This window comes from Kribbella albertanoniae, from assembly GCF_004348455.1.
GTDB classification, from domain to species: domain Bacteria; phylum Actinomycetota; class Actinomycetes; order Propionibacteriales; family Kribbellaceae; genus Kribbella; species Kribbella albertanoniae.
In genome coordinates, this window is the sequence record NZ_SMKA01000068.1 from 1 (window position 1) to 15,455 (window position 15,455).

Below are 15,455 nucleotides of genomic sequence, written 5' to 3' on the forward strand. Positions count from 1 at the left end.
GTTAGGAGCTCGACGCCTGGCTCGATCGGGTGGGGGGAGCCGACGCGGGAGGCCCAGTAGGCGAAGAGGGTCTCGCGTTGGCCTGCGTCTCGCATTTGCATCTCGGCTCGGGCCTGGTCGGGGGTTAGGTCGACGGCTTCGATGGGGACGCCGGTGGTTTGGGTGACCAGGGCGATCTGGTGGCGGCGGGTCATCGACTCGGGGCCGGTGAGGGGGTAGGCGCGGTCGTCGTGACCGTGGCCGGGCCCGTCGAGGAGGACTCGCAGTACGGCGTCGGCGATGTCCTGCTCGTGGATCGGGGCCTCTTCGGCGTCGAGGTAGGGGAGCCGGATCTGGCCGGTTGCGCGCACTTGGTAGGCCCAGAACTTGGCGTTGCTCATGAAGGCGCCGGGTTGCATCCGCGTGGTGGCGTAGCCGCCGGAGGCGATGATCCGCTCGGTCCTGGCGTGGGGGTCGTCGGGTCCACCGGCCGCGGACAACGAGGAGAGCAGGACGACCTGCTTCACCCCGGCGGCGTCGGCGGCGGCCACGAAGGCCGGTGCGGACGCGGGGTCGGCGTACAGGAAGACCTGGCTGACGCCCTCGAGAGCGGGTGTCGGGTCGGAAGGGTCGTACGCGACGGCGGTTGGGCCGAGGTCGGCGGGCTCGCGGCTGGCGATCCGGACGTCCTGGCCGGCGGCGGTCAGACCGGTGGTGACGGCGCGGGCGATCGCGCCGCGACCGCCGGTGACGAGAATGGTCATTGTATGAACTCCAAAAATGTAGTCGCTACAAGATTGGGTTCAGTAAATCAGGATGCTCTACGGTTGTCCAATGGAGCTCGGGCGTCGGGAACGCAAGAAGCAGCAGACGAAGGCGGCGATCTCGGCGGTCGCGACGCAGCTGTTCCTCGAGCGCGGGTTCGAGGCGGTGACCGTGGCGGAGGTCGCGCAGGCCGCGGATGTCGCTGTGCAGACCGTGTTCAACCACTTCCCGGCGAAGGAGGATCTGTTCTTCGACGAGAAGGGCTGGTGGGTCGGGCCGGCGCGGGCGATCCACGAGTCCGCCGGGGATCCGCTCGACGTGCTCGAGGCGCACTACTTGGCCATGATCCGGGAGCGGCTGGAGGTCGGGCATCTGGCGACCTGGAAGCAGTTCGTCCGGACGATCGAAAGCAGCCCGGCGTTGCTCGCGCGGCGGCGTCTGTACGTCGATGAGCTGGTGCGGTTTCTGGCCAGAGCGCTCGAGGAGCGATCCGACGATCGGCTGCGCAACCGCCTGCTCGCGGCCCAGTACGCCGCTGCTCAGAACACGTTGGAGGACGAGCTGATGCGGATCCTTCCGGACAACGCGTCGCAGGACGAGCTTGTCGAGGCGCAGCGGAAGCTGGAGGAGATGGTGGCCGAGGTGTTCGCCGTTCTCAGAAACGGCCTGGGAAACGGTTTAACGGCGCCGAGGGGTTAGCGGGTACGCTGCATTGTTGTGGCTGGACTGGATTTTGACGCTGAGCTCAAGCAGCTCGACGCGACGCTGACCTCGATCGAGAAGGTGCTCGATCTCCCTGCCCTGCGTGCGGAGATCGCCGAGCTCGGCGAGGCGGTGGCCGCGCCGGACCTGTGGGACGACCAGGCGAACGCGCAGAAGGTGACGTCACGGCTGTCCAGGCTGGAGGCCGATGTCGACCGGGTCACCGGGCTGCGCTCGCGGATCGAGGACGTCGGCGTGCTGATCGAGCTCGCCCGCGAGGAGAACGACCCCGACAGCATCGCGGAGGCGGAGAAGGAGCTCGCCTCGGTCGCGAAGCTGATCCAGTCCCTCGAGGTTCGCACGCTGCTCTCGGGTGAGTACGACGAGCGCGATGCCCTGGTCACGATCCGCTCCGGCGCCGGTGGTGTCGACGCCGCGGACTTCGCCGAGATGCTGCAGCGGATGTACCTGCGCTGGGCCGAGCGGCACGGCTACGCGACCGAGGTCTACGACACGTCGTACGCCGAAGAGGCCGGGCTCAAGTCGACCACCTTCGCGGTCAAGGCGCCGTACGCGTACGGCACGCTGAGCGTGGAGTCCGGGACGCACCGGCTGGTCCGGATCTCGCCGTTCGACAACCAGGGCCGGCGGCAGACGTCGTTCGCCGCGGTCGAGGTGGTCCCGGTGCTCGAGCAGACCGATGAGATCGACGTACCGGACGAAGAGATCCGAGTCGACGTGTACCGGTCGTCCGGCCCGGGTGGTCAGAGCGTCAACACGACCGACTCCGCGGTCCGGCTCACGCACATCCCGACCGGCACCGTGGTCTCCTGCCAGAACGAGAAGTCCCAGCTCCAGAACAAGGCTTCCGCGATGGTCATCCTGAAGGCCAAGCTGCTCGCGCTGAAGAAGGCCGAGGAACGCGCCCACCTGGATTCGCTGCGTGGCGACGTACAGGGTTCGTGGGGCGACCAGATGCGGTCCTACGTCCTGCACCCGTACCAGATGGTGAAGGACCTGCGGACGCAGTTCGAGTCCGGGAACACCTCGGGTGTCTTCGACGGTGAGATCGACGACTTCGTCGAGGCCGGCATCCGCTGGCGCCGTACCGGCCAGACAGTTGCCGACCAGAACTGAGCTCAGGGCGGACTGCAGTAGCTGCTTCGGGCTCTGCTGTGTGGCACTGACGTTCAGCAAGTCCGCCGACTTCGCCATCGACAAGCCGGCGGGCGAGGCCTGCCGGAATCTCGACGACGCTTTCCGGTGCCGCATCCACACCGAGCTGCGGCCCAAGGGCTTCCAGGGCTGCACGGTGTACGACTGCTTCGGCGCCGGCCAGGAGATCTCCCGCCGCGCCGGCAAGAGCTGGCGGGAGCAGCCGGGGGCCGAGATGTTCGCGGCCCTGCCGATCCTCCGGCAGCTGCACGAACTGCTCTGGTATCTGACCGAAGCCCTTACCTACAAGGGAACCGAGTCCCTCCACGCAGACCTCCGTACGGCGCTCGCCCGGGTCGAGGACGTGAGTCGTACGACGGACCTCGCCGGCGTTGACGTGATGGCCGAGCGAGCCGTCGTCAACGAGCTCCTGCTCAAAACCAGCACGGTTGTCCGTGGCAAGCAACCCAAGTCGAAGGAACGCCGAGGCGCCGACCTGATCGGCAAACGCCTCCGCGGCGCCGACCTGTCGAACGCCAACCTCCGCGGCGCCTACCTGATAGCCGCCGACCTGACCAACGCCAACCTGCGCGGCGCAGACCTCATCGGTGCCGACCTCCGCGACACCAACCTCTCAGGCGCCGACCTGACCAACGCCCTCTTCCTCACCCAGTCCCAGGTCAACGCCGCCCAAGGCAACGCCCAGACCAAGCTCCCAGCAGCCGTCACTCGTCCAGCTCACTGGTAGCCGGCCGCCGCCACACCAACCGCCACACGCAGTACCCCAGATACCCAACCGCCGCGAGCCCGATCGCCACGGAGAACTTCCACTGACCCGATCCTTGCGCGTAGATCATCGGCGGATCTTCCCGAAGGTACTGACCGGGTATCTGGGTGCCGACAGTGCCAGGGTTGTTCTCGAAGAGCACGTTCGTCTGACGGATGGTGCCGTCGGTGCTGATGAAGTCGCCGTACGTGCTGCAGCCGCCCTTCTCGTACCAGGACCGGCACTCCGTGCGCGTCACGGTGAACGTCCCGGCGATGCCTTCGTCGCGCGCAACCCGCAACATGTCCGGCAGATCGGCGATCACGAAGACGAGGAAACCCACAGCCACCAGCGGGTAGACCACGTTGGTGACGATCGAGCCGAGCCTCGTGAGCACGCGGTCGGCAGTCCGAGCCCGCGGGTTGTCGGGTGCATGCTTCGGCGCCATCCCCCACCTCCACGCCGAATGCTATGCGCCAACCCGTCCATCCCCGATCCACCTTGTGCACCCGTCAACCACGTCGTGCCCCGGGCGATGGTCAGCCCGTGCTCAAGGTCCGCCCGCCCCGGCACCTTGTGCACGCGTCGACCACGTTCGGTGCGGTGTGATGGTCAGTCGGTGCTCAAGGTCGGCCCGCCCTGCCACCTTGAGCACCGTTCAGCCACTCTCAGGCCTCGGCGGTGGTTGGTGGGTGCTCAAGGTGGGGGTTAGGGGCGGCGGAGTTGGTTGGTTATGGGGGCCATGAGGATGGCTACGGCGGCTAGGGCTAGGGCTGTGCCGGCTAGGGCGCCGCCGTGGCCCCAGGGGGTGTTGGCCAGGGCTAGGAAGGCGGTGCCTACGGTGGCGGCGCCTAGGGCTAGGCAGGTTTGCTGGCTGGTGAGGAGGATGCCGCTGCCTAGGCCTGCTTGGGCTGGGGGGACCTGGCTGACGACTACGCCGATCAGGGGGATCATGACCAGTCCGCCGCCGAAGCCGATCACCAGCATGGGCAGGGCGAGCTTCAGGACCGTCACGTCCGGCCAGAGCGCCAGTGCGGCGGCCGCCAGCAGTACGTAACCGCCCGCCTGGATGGTCCAGCCCCAGACGACCATGGCGACGCCGTACCGGCGTTGGAGAGCTGGTCCCCAGATGCAGGTGATCAGGAAGCCGATGGCCAGTGGCAGCAGGCTCAGACCGCCTTCCAGGGCGGTCATGTGGGCGCCGGCCTGGGTGGCGAGGGCGAAGACGAACATGAAGCCGCCGAAGCTGGTGAAGAACCCAACGGCCATCAGCAGACCGATCCGCATCGCGCGGTGCTGCAGTACCGACGGCGGAATCAGTGGCGCATGCCCAGCCCGCTCAGTACGACGCTGGTGCCAAGCCAACAGCCCAACAGCCGGTACGACGGCCGCCAGGCTGAGCCACGTCCAGAGCGGCCAGTGGAGTGCGCGGCCCTCGGTGAGGGGCAGCAGGAGGAGTACCAGCGTGACTGCGAGCAGTGCAGCACCCACAAGGTCGACTCGGTGAGCTGCAGCCGCCTTGGTGTCCGGAACGGACGCTGCGATGGCGATGAGCGCCAGCAGGCCGCCCAGTGCGAGGACGACGAAGATCGAGCGCCAGCCGAGCCCGAACGGGTTCGCGTCGACCAGCACACCGCCAAGGATCTGGCCGAGTGCGGCGGAGATTCCGTTGGCGACACCGAACAGCGCCATCCCGCGGGCGCGGTGCTCGCCGGTCATCAGGCTGGTGATCGACGCCAGCACCTGCGGCGTGACCGCAGCGGCCGACGCGCCCTGGATCACCCGAGCGATCAGCAGCACCCAGACCGACGGAGCGAAGGCGCAGATCACGGACGCCACGACGAACCCGGCCAGTCCGCCCAGCAGTAGCCGGCGGCGGCCGTAGCCGTCGCCGAGGCGGCCCGCGACCACCAACAGGGTGGCGACTGCGATGCCGTAAGCGCCGACGATGAGCTGGAGCTCACCGGCGCTGGCGTGCAGGTCGGCACCGATCGCGGGCAGCGAGACGTTGATCATGAAGAACGAGAGCATCGGCAGCAGCGAGCCGAAGAGCAGCGAGGTGAGCGCCGCCGGTGCCAGCGAGGCTGCCGGCGTTCGGGTGGCGGTGAGCTGGTCAGTCATGGGTACCAGGGTGCGCGCGGCTGGATCCTGGTGGTGAGAGCCTGGTTATCCTGGTACTGACACCACCTGGCACCAGGTTGCGCGGCAGTGCACCATAAGACCATGGACGCACGGAGACGAGAGCTCGGCGTGTTCCTGCGCACCCGGCGTGAGCGGATCCAGCCCGAAGAAGTCGGGTTCGCTCCAGGACTCCGCCGCCGTACGCCGGGATTGCGGCGCGAGGAGGTTGCCCTGCTCGCCGGGGTCGGGGTGACCTGGTACACCTGGCTCGAGCAGGGGCGGGACATCAACGTGTCCGCACAGGTGCTGGAAGCGGTCGCCGGGACGCTGCGGCTGGACCGGCTGGAGCGGAACCACCTCTACACGCTGGCCGGGCTGCGGTTCGGTCCGGCGCCGGGGGAGGACGCCCTGTTGCCGCCGTCGGTTCAGAGGACGCTCGACGCGGTCTCGCCGTACCCGGCGCTGGTGCTGAACGAGCGGTACGACATCCTCGCGTTCAACGACGCCTACTGCCAGGTGGTGCTGGACCTGCGGCAGGTCCCGGTCGAGGAGCGCAACATCCTCTGGCTGAACTTCGTCTCCGCCGAATGGCACTGCATGTTCGTCGACGCGGAGACCACCAGGCTGCACATGGTCGCTGCCTACCGTGCGGCCCTGGCCAACCACCTCAACGAGGCATCCTGGCAGGAGCTGACCCAGGTGCTGCTGGCCCGGTCGCCGAAGTTCGCGGCGATGTGGGAGCGGTACGACGTCGCTGCGCCGACTGCCCACGACAAGATCCTCGACCATCCCGAGGCAGGGCTGTTGCGGGTGGATCCGGCGATCATGTGGCTGTCGCAGGCGGGTCAGACCCGGATGAACGTCTACACCGCGGCCGATGCGGAGACCGAGGCCAAGCTGCGGGCGCTGGTCGACGTCCCCGCCGGCCGCGGGGCGGTGCGGCCGGCGAGTGCTCGCGTGAGCCCGGGGCAGAGCTCACGCGAGCAGGTGTTCAGCTAGCGGTTCCGGATCCGCTCCCGGATCCACACGCCGGCCGGCTTCAGGACCGACGTACCCGTGAAGTTGCTCCCGGCGCAGGTGCCTTGCTTGAAGACTGCGCCGGAGCGGAAGTCGTCGGAGAAGTTCCAGTTGGTCCAGCCGATCTGCCGGCTGTTCAGGAAGTCCAGGTACTTCTGCGACCAGGTGAAGTCGTTGCCGCCGTCACCGGTGTAGGTCTGGGTGCCGAACTCGGTGACGAAGATCGGAATCTTCGACGAGGCCCGGGACAGGGCGTCGAAGTACTCCTGCTTGTGCGACGCGGCGTAGAAGTGGAACGTGTACATCAGGTTGGTCGCGTTGACCGGGTTGTTCACGACGTCGGCTTCGGTGCGGCCGTCGGAGACCCCGAGCGAGGCCCAGCCGTGGGTGCCGACGAAGACCACGCCGTCGGCGTCCTTGGCCCGGATCACCGGCACCATCTGCTCGGCGTACGACTTGATACCGGCCCAGCTGACGCCGTTGGGCTCGTTGGCGATGTCGTAGATGATGTTGTTCTTGTTCTTGTGCCGGTCGGCGATCTCGGTGAAGAAGGTCTTGGCCTTGGAGAGGTTGGCGTTCGGGTCACCGGGGTCGAGTTGGTGCCAGTCGACCAGCGCGTACATGCCTCGCTTGGTGGCCTCTTCGATGTAGCCGTGCACCATGTCGGTGAACTTGCGCGGGTTGGTCTCGTACCCGCCTTCCTGCACGTACATCGAGATGCGCAGGATGTCGGCCTTCCAGTCGTAGGCCAATGCGTCGAGGGACGCCGTCTTGACGCAGTTGGCGTACCACTGGATGCCGTGCGTACTCATACCGCGCAGCTGGACGGGCTGATTGTTCTGGTTGCACAGCTTCACGCCACAGACGTGCAGTTGGCCGTTGCGAGAGACCGGGGTGTCAGCGGCCGGAGCCGCGGTTGCGGGGGCGGTGGTGGGGATCAGGGTGGCCGCGGTCAGAAGTGCACCGGCCAACAGGGAACGAATCATGGAGGGGTTCCTCCTCTTGCTGGGGCGGGGGGCGGGGTTACTGCTTTACAAACTGCGGTTGATCACGCGTTCACGGATCCAGATACCGGCTTCCTTCAGCTTCGACGTACCGGTGAAGCTGCTCCCGGAGCAGGTGCCTTCCTTGAAGACGGCGCCACTGCGCCAGTCGTCGGAGAAGTTCCAGTTGATCCACCCGATCTGCTTGCTCTTCAGGAAGTCCAGGTACTTCTTCGACCAGGTGAAGTCGTTGGCGCCCTCACCGAGGTAGTTCTGCGTTCCGAACTCGGTGACGAACAGCGGGATCTTGGTGGACGCACGGGACAGGGCGTCGAAGTACTCCTGCTTGTGCGACGCGGCGTAGAAGTGGAACGTGTACATCAGGTTCGGGGCGTTGATCTTGTTGTTGACGACGTCGGACTCGTCGCGGTCATCGGAGACGCCGAGTGACGACCAGGCGTTGGTGCCGACGAAGATCACGCTGTCGGAATCCCTGGCCCGGATGGTCGGGATCACCTGCTCGGCGTACGACTTCACCTGCGCCCAGCTGACGCCGTTGGGCTCGTTGGCGATGTCGTAGATGATGTTGTTCTTGTTCTTGTGCCGTTCCGCGATCTCGGCGAAGAACGTCTTGGCCTTGGCGGTGTAGAGGTTCGGGTCGCCCGGGTCGAGCTGGTGCCAGTCGACCAGCGCGTACATCCCGCGCTTGGTGGCCTCCTCGATGTAGCTGTGCACCATGTCGGTGAACTTGCGCGGGTCCGCCTCGTAACCACCGTCATCCTTCGCGATGTACATCGAGATGCGCAGGATGTCGGCCTTCCAGTCGTAGGCCAGGGCGTCGAGCGAAGCGGTCTTGATGCAGCTCGAATACCACTGGATTCCGTGCGTACTCATCCCACGGAGCTGGACCGGCTGGTTGTTCTGGTTGCACAGCTTCAGACCGCAGACACGCAGCTGGCCGTTCCGCGATACTGGGGTGTCCGCGACCAGTGCCGGGACGGCGGCGGTGGCCGGGACGCTTGGGACCAGAGCGCCTGCAGCGAGCAGAACGCCGGCCATGAGAGAGCGCATCATTGACTGCCTCCAAGGACATCAGGGCGGGGAGGTAGTGACCAATTTATTAGGAAAGTTTCCTGATAATTGAGAGGAACTTAATATCGGCGCTGAGTGTTGTCAACGGGTTGCGTAAAGTAGTCACGCGGTAGTGCGCTCAGGCCAAGCCTGTTTGAGCGCAGCAAGGGTGACCACCAGTGCCGGGCGGCGCGAGGTGACGGTCCGCCAGACGGCATAGACCCGGCGGCTCGGCACTGGATGCAGCGGTACGGCGACCACTCCGTCCGGCACCGGCCCCCGGCCCAGCCGCGGCAGCAGGCCGATCCCGATGCCGCGGGCAAGCATTGCCAGCTGGGTCTGGTACTCAGCCACTGAATAGGCGACATCGGGCTCGACGCCCGCCCGGCGCATCGTCCGGAGCAGCCACTCGTGGCAGATCGATCCCGGGATCTGGCAGATCCAGCGCTCGCCGACCAGGTCCTCGGCGCGGACGAACTCCTTACCTGCCAGCCGATGGGATGCAGGCACCAGTACGTCGGCCGGATCCGAACCGAGCTTGAGCCGGGACAGGCCCTCGGGCAGCGCGAGCGGAGTGTTGTGCCAGTCGTGCACCACCGCCAGCTGGGCGTCGCCCCGGTTGACCGAGGCAACGGCCTCGAACGGGTCGATCTCGCTCACCCGTACGTCGAGCTCGGGGTGATCGACGATCAGCCGGCTCAGCGCAGTCGGCAGTAAGCCGCGGGCGGCGGTCGGGAAGGCCGCGATCCGGAGCGTCCCGATCGCCTGTCCACGCTGCTCTTCCAGCGTCAGCTCGGCATCCTCGACCAACTCGAGAACACGGGCCGCGGTGGCGGCGAGCTGGAGCGCGGCGTCCGTGAGGGCGATCCCACGGCCCTGCCGCTCGACCAGGGTGGTCCTGGTTTCGCGCTCGAGTTTGGCCAGTTGCTGCGATACCGCGGACGGCGTGTAGCCGAGCGCCTCGGCCGCACGATTGACCGAGCCGTACTGCGCGACGGCGTACAGGGCTCGGAGCCGGCCGAGATCGATCATGTAGCACTCCTACAGAGACAGCGGTAGTAATCGGTGCTGGTGCTTAAGTCTAATCCGGAACCAGACTGACCGCATGAAACCTCGTGACCTGCTCCTGGCGCTCGCCGTCGCCACCGCCTGGGGCGTGAACTTCGTGGTGATCGAGGTCGGCCTGGAGGAATTCCCGCCGCTGTTCTTCACGGCGCTGCGATTCTTTTTTGCCGCCGTCCCCGCAATCTTCTTTCTCGGCCTGCCGCGGGTCGCCTGGCGTTATGTGATCGGGGTCGGGCTCGCGCTCGGCGCCGCGAAGTTCGGGCTGCTGTTCTTCGCCATGGATCGCGGGGTTCCGGCCGGGCTGGCGTCGCTGGTTCTGCAATGCCAGGTGATCTTCACCGTGCTGTTCGCGATCACGGTCCTGCGGGAGCGCCCGCGGCCGGCCCAGATCGCCGGGATCGCGATCGCGTGTGGCGGGATGCTGCTGATCATGCTCGACCGCGGTCTGTCCGCACCGCTGGGCGCGGTCGCGCTGGTGATCCTCGCCGGGGCGTGCTGGGGTGTCTCCAACCTGATCACGCGGTACGCGAAGCCGCCGGACACGCTGAGGTTCATGGTCTGGGTCAGCGCGGTCGCCGTCGTACCGCTGACGCTGTTGTCGCTGCTCACCGAAGGACCGCGGGCCGACCTCGATGCGCTCCGGGGGATCGAGCTCACCGGGGTCGGCGCGCTGGCCTACCTGGCCGCCGTGGCCACGCTGTTCGGATTCGGTGTCTGGGGCTACCTGCTACGCCAGTACGACGCCAGCACCGTGGCGCCGTTCTCGCTCCTGGTGCCGGTGGTCGGGATGGCGGCCGCCTGGCTGCTGCGCGGTGAAACGGTCGGCGTGCAGCAGGCGATCGCCGCCGTACTGGTCATCGGTGGGATGGCGTGCACTGTGATCAAACGTCCTGGGCGATCTGAAGGGGTGGCATCTGCCATCCCCGAGCCAGTGACGACTCGTACGCCGGAGCTCCACCAGCGAAGTATTCGGTGAACTTCATGATCAGCGGGTCCCAGCGGAGCGGGTCGATGTAGCGGTCGTTGCTCATCAGCAGATCGTCGCGGACCTGCACCTGCTCGACCTTCATCGAGAGTGCGCAGAGGTGTTCCGAGGGGCCGCCGATCGGGTGGATCGCCTCGATCCGGCCCTCGAGCGTGATCGGGCTCTCCTCGACAGTGTCCAGTCCGGTCACGGCGCCCGGCGTACGGGTGAGTCCTGCTGCGGTGAACTTGTCCGGCTCGAAGCGGTACCCGCGAGCGCGCTTCGAGTCCGACATCTCCGCCGAACCGGTCAGCAGCGCGATCCGGTCCAGGGCGGCGACCATCTCCGGGTCGACCAGGTTGAGGACGAGCTCGGGGCGGTCGACGAGGTTTCTTGACCGTCTGCGAGCTCGTCCCCATCCCGAGCATGGCGTGGTAGCCGAGCCACCAGGCGGAGGACATCGGGGCGAGGTTGGTGGAGCCGTCCGGATTCCGCGTGCTGATCAGGACGACCGGCGTACCGAAGTAGAGGACCTTGGGCTCGACTGTGCGCTTCATGCCCATGGAACGCATGGGCGCACAGTTGTGTGAGGGCTACTCGTACGGGTTGGCGGGTGCGGTGACCGACTTGACCGAGCTGACCGTGAGGGCGGCTACGTCACCGTCGACGCGCTTGCTCGGCTCGGCCCACTCGCCGGTGACCGTGACCCACTGGTTCTTCGGCGGTGCGGCCTGGCCGCGGGCCTCGACCATGAAGGCCGTGGCGTCGGCTACGCAGCACGTCAGACCCATCCGGGTCACGTACCAGTTGCCGTTCTTGGCCGGCGTCACGAAGCCGGTGAGCGAGAAGGAGCGGCCCTTCATGCTCTCCTTCTCCCACACAGCCCAGACCGAGTAGTCGCGGACCGCGAGGTTGACCGGGCCCCCTTGCGGGTTGTCCGCCAGCCAGGAGTTGCTCTTGGGTTGGATCGGCTTCGAGGCTACCGGCGACTGCCGTGACGCCGCCGCGGCGCCGAGCGCGGGCGGGTCGACGACCAGGAGGGCGAAGATCGGGATCAGCAGCAGCCAGGCCGCCTTCGGCAGACCGTGGTGGCCGTGTCCGTCGTCCCCGCTGTGGTCGTGCTCCTCGCCCTCGGGCTTCTTGCGGGTGTCCGCGAGGACGTCGGCCACCGCGAGCACGATCAGGATCAGCCCGGCCGCGAGCAGCATCCAGCGCATGCCGGGTTTGACGTACCGCAGATAGGTGTTCGACACCGCGAGCTGGACCACCGCGGCCCCGACGAACACGATCACCAGACCGGCTACGTTGCGCTTCACAGCAACCACCACCCCACTCCGAGACTGACCAATATCGCGATCACAAACGTGGCGGGCGCGAATCGGATGGCGAACTTCGGACCGAACGTTCCTGCTTGCAGGGCGATCAGCTTCACGTCAACGATAGGGCCGACCACCATGAACGCGAGCCGGGCGGTCATCGAGAACTGGCTCAGGCTGGCCGCGACGAACGCGTCCGCCTCCGAGCAGATCGCCAGCAGTACGGCGAGGAGTCCGAGGACCAGCACCGACAGCAGCAGGTTGCTGGCGACGGCGTCGAGCCAGGACCGCGGGACGATCACGTTCAGCGTGGCCGCGGCGGCGGCGCCGACCACCAGGAAGCCGCCCGCGTGCAGGAAGTCGTGCAGCATCGACGAGCGGAAGACCTCGAGCTTGCCGGTGCCCTCGGCGTGCCGGTTCTTCGGGATCTTCAGCCAGGTGCTGCCCTTGCCGGTCAGCAGCCACAGCCAGCCGATGATCATCGAGATCGCGATCGAGGCGACCGCGCGGGCCACCACCACCTTCGGCTGCCCGGGGAACGCGACGGCGGTCGACGCCAGCACGACCGGGTTGATCGCGGGCGCGGACAGCAGGAACGCGATCGCGGCCGCCGGCGTGACGCCGCGGCTCATCAAGGCCGCCGACACCGGCACCGAGGCGCACTCACAGCCCGGCAGGATGACTCCGGACGCGCTCGCGACCGGTACGGCGAGGGCCGGGTGCTTGGGCAGCGCCTTCGCGAAGAACGACGGCGGGACGAACGCGGTCAGCGCGGCCGACAGCAGCACACCGAGCACCAGGAACGGCAGCGCCTGCACGGTCACCCCGACGAACATGGTCGCCCAGGTGCGGACGACCTCGTCGGTGAAGACGCCGGCGAAGATCCGGCGCCCGAACAGGGCCAGACCCACCAGCAGGATCAGCGTCGCGGTGAACGCGATCGACGACCCGGCCGGTTCTTTCGGCGGTGTCTCGGCCTTTTCGTCGACGTCGGAGGGGGCGCTCATGGGCGGAATCCTGACACAACGGAGCGCGTTCGAACGAGGAGTCAGCGCGCCGCCGAAATGAAAATCAGCGTCATATCGGGAAATACTCGTGATCAGGCCGGACTCCCAGGCCATCACAATTGCCGTCGTTCCGCGGCTTCCCGCGGGGCTCCGGCTGGTCGGACCAGTTGTGATGGCCTGCAGGTCCGGGCTGCTGGCCTGGCGTGGCAGGCTGGAACCCATGGATGCCGACGTCGTTGGTGCAGTGAACGAACTGACCGGCCGCTGGGTCCGGAGCCTGGGGCCGGGGAACACGGTTGTCTCCGGGCTCGGCCTGTGGCCGCTGCTGGCGATCCTCGCCACCGCCGCCGACGAACCTGGCCGCGCTGAGCTCGCGGCGGCTGCCCAGGTGGCCGCGGCTGACGGCTCACGGCTGGCCGTCCAGCTGATCGACGCGCTCGACGAGTCCGCCGATCTCCACGCCGCGCTCGGCGTCTGGGTGAGCGAGCAGCTCAAACTCGCCGAGTCCTTCGGCGAGGTCGTCCCGGCTCCCGTCGTCGGGATGCTGACCGGCCAGTCCGCCGTCGACAAGCCGAAGCTCGACGCGTGGACAACCGAGCACACCGACGGGCTGATCCGCGAGATGCCGGTCGTGATCGACCCGGACGTGATGCTCGTCCTCGCCTCAGCGCTCTGCCTCCGCACGACCTGGGCCCGCCCGTTCACCGAGCAGATCAAGCGCCTTCAGGGGGACTGGGCCGGTTCCTGGCACTGGCTCGAGCGGACCGACCACGACCTCGACTCCGTACGCCGGTACGACGATCTGACCGTGATCACGGTGCGTGGTGACGCGGATGTCGACGTACTGCTCGGTCTCGGTTCCGGGGATGTCGTCGGCGGGCTGCTGGACGCGGCCGGTCGGCCGGCGGACGGCGTACCGGGTAGTGCGTTGATCGAAGGATCCGGTGAGGTCGCGCCTGGGGTGCAGATCGGGAAGACGACGAGCGCGCGGCCGGATGTGCGGTTGTCGCTGCCGTCGTTCCAGGTCTCGTCGTCGCATGACCTGTTGGAGTCTGCGGAGCTGTTCGGGTTGTCGGCGGTGACCTCGAACCCTGGGGAACGGGGTCACTTCAGCGCGATCAGCCCGGCGCCGTTGGCCATCGGGCAGGCCAAGCAGGAGGTCCTCGCGCGGTTCTTCGCGACCGGGTTCGAGGCTGCGGCTGTGACGACGATGGCGATGACGCGGGCTGCGATGGTGACTCGCCACGAGCGCCGGTTGGACGTCGTACTCGACCGTCCCTTTGCTTTTGCCGCTGTCCTGCGGGAGTCGCGGCTGCCGATCGTGGCCGGCTGGATCAACTCGCCTACTGAGGCAGGCCGAACAGCCGATTGAGCAGTTTGGACGCCTCGTCGACGGCTGCCCTGTCGCCTGTCAGTAGTAGGTCGAAGAGCAGTCCGCGGGACGCTGCCAGTCCGAGGCGTGCGTAGGTTGGCGCCTCGTCCGCGGGGATGCCGGCTTTGATGCATAGGGCAACCAGCGGCGGTAGCCAGACGTTGATCAGGTCCGCCTTCAGCTCAGCGGTATGCGGCCGATCGCGCATCGCGTGCGCGGAAAGCTCGAAGAACAAGGGCCCGTAGATCAACGTTGCCTCGGTCACCTTTCGCCAGAACTGCTCCGACTGCTCGGCGACCGGCAGTCCGGTCAGCTCCTCGAGCAGGTCGCGTTGCTGCTGCTCGACCGTCCGGACCACCTCCGCCAGCAGGCCCTCGCGGGATCCGAAGTGGTAGATCAGCATTCGATGACTGGTCCCGATCCCGGCTGCGATTCCGCGCAGGCTGGCGTCGCCGATCCCGTTCTTCGCGAAATACTCGACCGCGTCCCCGAGCAAGGTGTCCCGGCTCACCGCTCCGTGAACTCCTTCAGCTTCTCGGTCTCGGTCGCGATGTAGCGCCGCGTCAGCCCGGCGTACAGCGTGCCGAACAGCCAGCCGATCGGCCCCTCCTGGATGACCGTCGCCGTCGCAACGGTGCCTTCCGGCGTGGTGATGACTCGGTGACCGCCTGTCGTCTTGATGCCGGGGCCGGTGGAGATCCACTCGAAGTATTCGCCCTCCACGAGCTCCGTCACCTCCCACACCGCCACCGGAAGCTTCGGCTGCCGGATCCGCGTCCGCGCCCCGACGTGGATGCGTCCCTCGTCGAGCCGCTCCACACTCTCGATCGTCGGCGTCCACTCGGGCCACCGCTCGACATCGCTGTACACCGCCCACACCCGCTCGGCCGGCGCCTGGATCGTGACCGCATGATCGAATCTCATGTACCAAATGGTACATCCGGGGCGTTGGTGAGTGCTCCCGACACCTCCTGCGGGTATGGTCAGGAGCCATGGCAGACCAGAACCTTCCCGAGAACGAGCAGGACCCGGGCGCGAACACCCAGATGTTCAAGGCCTTCGTCAGCGAGGGCGCCGCCCCGGCCGAGCCCAAGTCCAACGGCCGCATCTTCGCCGTTGCCGCCGCGGCCGCCCTGCTGGTCGTGGTCATCGTTCTCATCGCAGTCCTCTGA

Annotated in this window: 18 protein-coding genes; 7 read left to right on the plus strand and 11 right to left on the minus strand. The window is 67.3% G+C overall.

The features are described 5' to 3' along the window. The coding region (locus E1261_RS17035) for an SDR family oxidoreductase (protein ID WP_132407791.1) at window positions 1-743 on the minus strand (743 nt) is incomplete at its 3' end. 70 nt (window positions 744-813) lie between these two features. Here E1261_RS17035 and E1261_RS17040 point away from each other — a divergent pair. Genes E1261_RS17040 through E1261_RS17050 form a run of 3 tightly spaced genes read left to right on the plus strand, consistent with a single transcriptional unit; the run spans window position 814 to window position 3,349 of the window. After that, on the plus strand, window positions 814-1,443 hold the full coding sequence (locus E1261_RS17040) for a TetR/AcrR family transcriptional regulator (protein ID WP_132407793.1): 630 nt from the start codon (window positions 814-816) through the stop codon (window positions 1,441-1,443). A gap of 18 nt (window positions 1,444-1,461) precedes the next feature. Further along, window positions 1,462-2,583, plus strand: coding sequence for a peptide chain release factor 2 (gene prfB / locus E1261_RS17045; protein WP_132407795.1), 1,122 nt, complete (start codon window positions 1,462-1,464; stop codon window positions 2,581-2,583). A gap of 40 nt (window positions 2,584-2,623) precedes the next feature. Continuing rightward, entirely contained in the window at window positions 2,624-3,349 is a 726-nt protein-coding gene (locus E1261_RS17050; RefSeq protein ID WP_238176265.1) for a pentapeptide repeat-containing protein, read from the plus strand. On the opposite strand, the gene E1261_RS17055 is transcribed toward E1261_RS17050, so the two are convergent. After that, window positions 3,327-3,815, minus strand: coding sequence for a hypothetical protein (locus E1261_RS17055; protein WP_132407799.1), 489 nt, complete (start codon window positions 3,813-3,815; stop codon window positions 3,327-3,329). The two genes, E1261_RS17050 and E1261_RS17055, sit on opposite strands and share 23 nt — an antisense overlap. A 260-nt stretch (window positions 3,816-4,075) precedes the next feature. Then, window positions 4,076-5,488, minus strand: a complete 1,413-nt coding sequence (locus E1261_RS17060; protein ID WP_132407801.1) for an MFS transporter — start codon at window positions 5,486-5,488, stop codon at window positions 4,076-4,078. Between the two features lie 102 nt (window positions 5,489-5,590). Between E1261_RS17060 and E1261_RS17065 the strand changes: the two genes are divergently transcribed. Further along, complete coding sequence (locus E1261_RS17065) at window positions 5,591-6,487, plus strand: helix-turn-helix transcriptional regulator (protein WP_132407803.1); 897 nt, start codon at window positions 5,591-5,593, stop codon at window positions 6,485-6,487. Here E1261_RS17065 and E1261_RS17070 read toward each other — a convergent pair. The 3 genes from E1261_RS17070 to E1261_RS17080 all read right to left on the minus strand — a co-directional run bounded on the left by E1261_RS17070 (window position 6,484) and on the right by E1261_RS17080 (window position 9,591). Then, entirely contained in the window at window positions 6,484-7,491 is a 1,008-nt protein-coding gene (locus E1261_RS17070) for a glycoside hydrolase family 5 protein (RefSeq protein ID WP_132407805.1), read from the minus strand. The genes E1261_RS17065 and E1261_RS17070 overlap by 4 nt on opposite strands. Window positions 7,492-7,536: 45 nt before the next feature. Beyond that, window positions 7,537-8,562, minus strand: a complete 1,026-nt coding sequence (locus tag E1261_RS17075) for a glycoside hydrolase family 5 protein (protein ID WP_132407807.1) — start codon at window positions 8,560-8,562, stop codon at window positions 7,537-7,539. A gap of 120 nt (window positions 8,563-8,682) precedes the next feature. After that, a complete protein-coding gene (locus E1261_RS17080; RefSeq protein ID WP_132407809.1) occupies window positions 8,683-9,591 on the minus strand; it encodes a LysR family transcriptional regulator in 909 nt (302 codons plus the stop codon). A 73-nt stretch (window positions 9,592-9,664) separates the two neighbouring features. Here E1261_RS17080 and E1261_RS17085 point away from each other — a divergent pair, with 73 nt between their 5' ends. Further along, a complete protein-coding gene (locus tag E1261_RS17085) occupies window positions 9,665-10,600 on the plus strand; it encodes an EamA family transporter (RefSeq protein ID WP_132407811.1) in 936 nt (311 codons plus the stop codon). Here the strand turns inward: E1261_RS17085 and E1261_RS17090 are convergent. The 3 genes from E1261_RS17090 to E1261_RS17100 form a co-directional block, all read right to left on the minus strand. Next, a complete protein-coding gene (locus tag E1261_RS17090) occupies window positions 10,506-10,931 on the minus strand; it encodes a hypothetical protein (protein ID WP_202874776.1) in 426 nt (141 codons plus the stop codon). The two genes, E1261_RS17085 and E1261_RS17090, sit on opposite strands and share 95 nt — an antisense overlap. A gap of 250 nt (window positions 10,932-11,181) precedes the next feature. After that, the gene (locus E1261_RS17095; protein WP_238176266.1) at window positions 11,182-11,904 is read right to left on the minus strand and encodes a TIGR03943 family putative permease subunit; all 723 of its coding nucleotides are present in this window, start codon (window positions 11,902-11,904) and stop codon (window positions 11,182-11,184) included. Further along, window positions 11,901-12,911, minus strand: coding sequence for a permease (locus E1261_RS17100; protein WP_238176267.1), 1,011 nt, complete (start codon window positions 12,909-12,911; stop codon window positions 11,901-11,903). The genes E1261_RS17095 and E1261_RS17100 overlap by 4 nt, the downstream gene beginning before the upstream one ends. A gap of 220 nt (window positions 12,912-13,131) precedes the next feature. Between E1261_RS17100 and E1261_RS17105 the strand changes: the two genes are divergently transcribed. Beyond that, entirely contained in the window at window positions 13,132-14,283 is a 1,152-nt protein-coding gene (locus E1261_RS17105) for a serpin family protein (protein ID WP_132407815.1), read from the plus strand. Here the strand turns inward: E1261_RS17105 and E1261_RS17110 are convergent. Both E1261_RS17110 and E1261_RS17115 read right to left on the minus strand, forming a co-directional pair. Then, entirely contained in the window at window positions 14,255-14,794 is a 540-nt protein-coding gene (locus tag E1261_RS17110; protein WP_132407817.1) for a TetR/AcrR family transcriptional regulator, read from the minus strand. The genes E1261_RS17105 and E1261_RS17110 overlap by 29 nt on opposite strands. After that, on the minus strand, window positions 14,791-15,207 hold the full coding sequence (locus E1261_RS17115; protein ID WP_132407819.1) for an SRPBCC family protein: 417 nt from the start codon (window positions 15,205-15,207) through the stop codon (window positions 14,791-14,793). The genes E1261_RS17110 and E1261_RS17115 overlap by 4 nt, the downstream gene beginning before the upstream one ends. A 68-nt stretch (window positions 15,208-15,275) precedes the next feature. On the opposite strand from E1261_RS17115, the gene E1261_RS17120 reads away from it, so the two are divergent. Next, window positions 15,276-15,455 carry a hypothetical protein gene (locus E1261_RS17120; protein WP_132407821.1) on the plus strand — a complete coding sequence of 60 codons (180 nt, stop codon included), beginning with the start codon at window positions 15,276-15,278 and terminating at the stop codon, window positions 15,453-15,455.